This is a genomic window from Leucobacter sp. M11 (assembly GCF_035726885.1).
GTDB lineage: Bacteria > Actinomycetota > Actinomycetes > Actinomycetales > Microbacteriaceae > JAPFRB01.
Genome location: NZ_JAPFRB010000005.1, coordinates 227,366 through 228,647 on the forward strand (window position 1 = coordinate 227,366; position 1,282 = coordinate 228,647).

Annotated in this window: 1 protein-coding gene; it reads left to right on the forward strand. The window is 67.7% G+C overall.

Going from position 1 to position 1,282, the window contains the following annotated elements; translation table 11 throughout:
- Nucleotides 1-383 precede the first annotated feature (383 nt).
- Nucleotides 384-1,271: a catechol 1,2-dioxygenase gene (catA, locus tag OOT08_RS16460; RefSeq protein WP_325093911.1), complete on the forward strand. Its 888-nt coding sequence runs from the start codon at nt 384-386 to the stop codon at nt 1,269-1,271.
- Nucleotides 1,272-1,282: the final 11 nt, after the last annotated feature.

The following is a 1,282-nucleotide window of genomic DNA, read 5'->3' on the forward strand; positions in this document are numbered from 1 at the left end:
CCCGCAGACCCCCGCTGAGGTCACTCACTGCGGGCACACCCGCTGCGGCACCAGCCTGGACCGGGCGGTCACACCCGCAGGAAGCGCCGGCTACGTTCGGCTCACGCACCGACCCGGCACCGACACGGCACCGACACGGCACCGACACGGCACTGATTCGGAACCGACCCGGCACGCTTCAGGCACTGAGTCTGTGCAACACCCAATGTGAACGAAGGGCGTCCTTCTCCTGGTCCGCATTCCTTCCTACACTGAGAACAGAACCCACCGGCGGAGGGCCGGGAAGCGGTCGGAGGGTGCCGCTTCCCCGTTCCACCGTGGGCGCGTGAGCCAGGCCCCGCACATCGACGCCGGTGTTTCCGGTATGCGACGAAGGAGTCGTCATGAACGCAGCACACAGTGATACACAGCTTTCCCCCACCGCGGCCGTGGCCGGGAACGTCGCCACGGAGCGGTTCCGCGCGTCCGGAAAAACCGTGAACGCCCACCTCTCCCCGGAGGCAAGCCGCGCGCGGGTGAATCTGCTCGCCACCCGGGCCGTGCGGGCCCTGAACGACATCGTGCTCGAGGAGCGCGTGACCTACGCGGAGTACAACGCCCTGAAAGCCTGGCTGATCAAGGTCGGCGAGGACGGGGAGTGGCCGCTCTGGCTGGATGTCTGGCTGGAGCACTCGGTCGAGGACGTCGCGACCGACCACCGGCAGGGCAACAAGGGATCGATTGAGGGGCCATACTATGTCCCGGATGCCCCGGAGCTGGGCCCCACCGACACGATTCCGATGCGCGAGGACGAGGAGGGCACTCCGTTGCGCTTTTTCGGGCAGGTGCGCTCCGTCGACGGCACCCCGCTGCCGGAGGCCAGGGTCGAACTGTGGCACGCCGACAGCGACGGCTACTACTCGCAGTTCGTCCCGGGGATTCCCGAGTGGAACCTCCGCGCGACCTTCCGCGTCGATGCGGAGGGCCGATTTGACCTGCGAACGATGCAGCCCGCGGCGTATCAGATCCCCACGGATGGGGCCTGCGGTCAGCTCATTGCGGCCGCGGGATGGCACGCGTGGCGACCCGCGCACCTGCACCTCAAGGTGGGTGCCCCCGGGCACGAATTGCTCACCGCACAGCTGTATTTCCCCGGTGATCCGCACAACGACGATGACATCGCGACCGCGGTGAAGCCGGAGCTGATGCTCGAGATCGCCCCGAACAGCGCCGGGTCAGGGCACCAGACCGAATATGATTTCGTGCTCGACCCGGAGCCTGCCTCGCCGTGACGCAGGGGAGG